Below are 4326 nucleotides of genomic sequence, written 5' to 3' on the forward strand. Positions count from 1 at the left end.
ATCATCTTCGATGATGCCGACATTGACGGTGCTGTTGACGGTGCGGTCCAGGCGAAGTTCCGCAATGCCGGCCAGACCTGCGTTTCCGCGAACCGCATTTACGTCCAATCGAGCGTTCACGATGAGTTCGTCAAGAAATTCGTGGAAAGAATCCGGCACTTGTCGGTTGGCGACGGATTCGATGCCGGAGTGGACATCGGACCGCTCATCGACAAGCATGCTCTGGCCAAGATCGAGTCTCACATCGCAGATGCCATTGCGAAAGGCGGCACAATACGATGCGGGGGCCAGCGTATCGGCAAGAATGGCACGTTTTTCGAACCCACGGTCCTCACCGAGATTTCCAGCGTCATGGCAGTCGCGCAAGAGGAGACATTCGGGCCGCTCGCGCCGATCATTCGCTTCAACGATGCGGATCAGGTCGTGCGCGAGGCCAATGACACGATCTACGGCCTCGCCGCATACTTCTATGCCTCAAACCTGAAGCGGGTCTGGCGTGTGGCAGAGGCTCTGGAATATGGCATGGTTGGCATCAACACGGGACGCATGTCCTCGGAGGCGGCACCGTTTGGCGGGATCAAACAATCCGGCATCGGGCGGGAGGGTTCCCGTCATGGCCTCGAGGACTATCTGGAAATGAAATATCTTTGCATGGGCGGGATTTGAAACCTGCTGCACTGTCTCTCCGCCCCACCGGGGGGCGGCCTGCGGTCAATGCCGCCACCTAATTGGAAGTTCCAAACGCCGTTGACCTGAAACACGGATGCCCGGCAGGAGACTGAGCTCGCTGCCGGGCCGGACATGCCTTGGGAGGGCATAAATCAGCGCTCCTAGGGCCGATGGGCCACTCAGTTCGTGCGCCTTTTGCCGATTGCGTTGCATGTGCCGTGCCAAGCCAAAAAGCATTGATAAACCGCCGATGGATCAGCTTTTGCCCTGTTGCGCATTCTACATTGTGGGATATGCGACAATGCCCAAGCGGTTGAATCGTCGTGTTGCAGAACCCCAGACGGGTCATGACTGCTATTCTTAGGACAGTGCGCAGCAAGCCGCTACTCGCTGCACTCCAGGCACACCATTTCCATAATCAAGCGGTGGGTGCTATGTCTGACCGAGCTGTCGACCAGGGAACGGTGTGAGGCCTCAAATCCCTCCATATTGTTGCACCCGCCGGTCCAACAGGACTGCAGGTCCGGACTCAAAGGATCTTGGCTGCTATGGCGACATTGCGGTGCACGCCGCTTTCCGACCAATGATGTGCGTCCAGGTCGAGGCCGGCCCTAATGAACCACCGCCTTGGCACCCTCGCCCATCTCATTTTCGGCATCGACAAGCTAGACCAGAGCGCACTTGCAAGGCGCCATGCAGTCCTGTCGGCGGGCGAACTGTTGGTGACGGGTACAGCTGCGAGCGAACGTTCATCCACCGACGCACAGCGCGGACTGTCGCTTTTCAAATTAGGAAATCTCTGTAGCCACCATTCATGAGCGCGCGGCCACGCGAGACGGCCCGACGGATGCGGTCGCGCAGATGATCGCGAGGATCCGCCCAGTCGGCATGGACGCGCCGTTGACCGATGAGAACTTCGGCGAGCTCGCGATGAGGTGCTCCGGCGAGCGAACCGTCGAGCGCACGAAGAACGAAGGACAAACGAACGCCGCGCTTTTCCGGCGCAAACAAGCGGGGGGGCAACTGTTGCCCTAGACTGAGAGCATTGAGGCACTCCAGTCCCCTCAGTCGATGCTTTAAAAGCACCGCGGGCCAGATGGCTTGCGTATGCAGGCAAACAGGGTGGAGGATATTCGCGCCCGAGACGGCGAGCTGCAGCGCGTGGTCCGCATTGCGAAGAAGAACATGCTGGCTCTTGTCGGGCGCCAGCAGGACGATTGCACGACAGGGCAATGCCGAGAGTTCGAACGGCGGTGTCGGCGACGAGGCAGGCAACCGTTCCGCAATGACCGGCAGCACATGGACGCACCAGAGCGGACACCAGAATACGACCGAAGCGCGGCCACAAGACTCCGCGAAACAGAACACCCCAGCGTGACAGGTCGCCGGCCGACGCGACCATATCGAGAAAGGATTGGAGAGACCAAGTCTTGCAATGCTGGCGCGCAGCGGTCAGATCGCGCTGGAACGCTGGATTGCGGCGTAAGAACTCCCAAGCCCACTCCCGCAGCGTCAGGCCAGCGGTGTAGTCGTATGATCTTTCATCCCGCCAATCGGCCTGATCCGCGCCAGTCAGGAGATTCATGACTGACATCCCCTGCCCGCGCCTGCGTGCGTCGAAACATTATGCCACTTCGCAAAGCATCGGCGTAGGCAGCAGACGTCGAAGACCCCGTTTCGTTGAAGCGTCAGCCATCGCCACTGTCGGCGACAGAAGATGTGCCCAAATTGCCACCAGACCGTCGAACTGGCACAGCGACGGCCAGCGCGACCTGGAATTGATCCCGTAACAGTCATCGGCTCCTGCGTCGCGATCCAGACGTCCCTTGAAGGCGCAGTAGCGCGGCAGTGGATCGCACGCTGCTTGTCGGCAAGTTGTCGTAGCGGCGGCGCCATAGGCACGGTCATCGGAGGGTCTCCTGCGGCAAGCTTTCGCCATTGGAGGCCAATCTCCCCGCTAGGGCAGCCTGTGCAGTTGCACAGGTGAAGCGGATCAATCAGGGGGAGCCATGGCGGAAACTGGATGATGGCGGCTTGAGGAGAGCGGCGTATCGAGGCGGGTGATGAAGCCTGCCAGTACCTCTCAAGGAGAGTGATACGCCATGAACGAGACTATCAACACATTGTTCGCCTTCGTCAGCCCGACGAAATCGATGATACCCTGACGGATGTACTTCGCAGCGGCGCGCGCAAATTGCTTGCGCATGCGATCGAGATGGAGGCCGAGGCGTATGCCAAGGCGGTCGACTGCCTGACGAAAGATCATATTGCGTCGCTGGCGCTCTACGATTTCCCCGCCCAACACTGGGATCATCTGCGAACGTCCAATCCCATCGAAAGCGTCTTTGCAACCGTTCGCTATCGCACGGTGCGTACCAAGGGCTCGCTATCCTCGAAAACCGCCCAGCTGATGGTCTTCAAGCTGTTGGCCGCGGCCAGGAAGTGGCGACGATTGAAAGGACAAAATCAGTTGCCGAAACTCATCGCAGGTGCCAGGTTCCTGGACGGAATCCAGGTCATCGAAACGAAGCCGCAGAGCGCCGCTTGATCAGCCTCGTCACCCAAATTCCAGCATAGCTCCATCGGAACTGCCAGCCTTCCTTGCCGATCAGGCGCATATCAGCGCTGACGATACCGAGGACGGCGATGGCGGTCACCTCCAGGCCGCCGAGTAACGACCCTCAAAACACCGCACTGGTCGAGGCCAGCCTGAACCGGTATCTTGTGCCTGCCCTCGGGAGTCGCTCTATCCACCATGTGATCGACACCGACATTGCTAACGTCACCAAGAAGATCGTCGCCGGGGGTCACCCGCAAGCGGCTAACACGGCCTTCTGGTGTATGCGGGCATTTTTCAACTGGTGTCGCAAACCGCCGCAACGGCTCATCCGCGGTTTCCCCGCGAGGGATTGGAAAATCCGGATCCGGCCCCGATCGTCAAGCGCAAGCGAGTGGTGAACGATGCCGAACTGGCGGCTATATGAACGGGCTGTGAGCCCGAACCGGGCGATATCGGCTATTCGTTCGGCTCCATCGTCAAGCTGCTCATTCTGACCGGACAGAGGCGTACGGAAGTTGCCGCGATGCGTTGGTCCTCAACCTTGAAGCCGGAACATGGAACTATCGGGTGACCGCACGAAGAACGAAGAGCCTACGCTTATTCCGCTGCCCACACTGGCGGTGTCGGTCCCCCAGACGGTACCGAAGACCAATGACACGTTTTTTTCCCTGCGAGGGGCAACGAAAGAAGCCACTTCTCAGGCTACGCGAAGGGCAAGAAGGCTCTAGACGGCAAGGTCAATACTGACGGGGTGGCTTTGGAGAACTGGACCCTTCACGATCTGCGCAGGACGCTCGCGACAAATCTCGGCAGGCGGCAGGTATTGCCACACGTCATCGAGCACATACTGAATCACAAGGCGGCGTCCTTGACAGACATTGGCGAAATCTACAATCTCTATAGCAAAGTCAAGGAGAAGCGCGAGGTGTTGCAGATGTGGTCAAATCACATCGAATGGCTGATCAAGCAGGCTGCGGATGACGCTCTGGCGGCGTAGCTGCTGGCATGGGCGGAAGATGCGGCGCAACAATCGTCAGAGCCTCATCGAATTGGAGATCATGCTTGACCAGCAAATGCGCGGCCAATGCTTCGATGGC

3 protein-coding genes are annotated in these 4326 nt (G+C 59.1%); 2 read left to right on the forward strand and 1 reads right to left on the reverse strand.

What is annotated here, in order from left to right; all coding sequences use genetic code 11:
- On the forward strand, window positions 1-666 hold a 666-nt coding region (locus EOA32_RS33835), incomplete at its 5' end, for an aldehyde dehydrogenase family protein (RefSeq protein ID WP_127257889.1).
- Between the two features lie 786 nt (window positions 667-1452).
- Here the strand turns inward: EOA32_RS33835 and EOA32_RS33840 are convergent.
- A complete protein-coding gene (locus EOA32_RS33840; protein WP_224570032.1) occupies window positions 1453-1968 on the reverse strand; it encodes a DUF2285 domain-containing protein in 516 nt (171 codons plus the stop codon).
- Between the two features lie 793 nt (window positions 1969-2761).
- On the opposite strand from EOA32_RS33840, the gene EOA32_RS33845 reads away from it, so the two are divergent.
- Window positions 2762-3217: a transposase gene (locus tag EOA32_RS33845; protein ID WP_256748481.1), complete on the forward strand. Its 456-nt coding sequence runs from the start codon at window positions 2762-2764 to the stop codon at window positions 3215-3217.
- The last annotated feature ends 1109 nt before the right edge of the window (window positions 3218-4326 follow it).

It is taken from the genome of Mesorhizobium sp. M1A.F.Ca.ET.072.01.1.1 (assembly GCF_004023325.1).
In the GTDB taxonomy this organism is placed as follows: domain Bacteria; phylum Pseudomonadota; class Alphaproteobacteria; order Rhizobiales; family Rhizobiaceae; genus Mesorhizobium.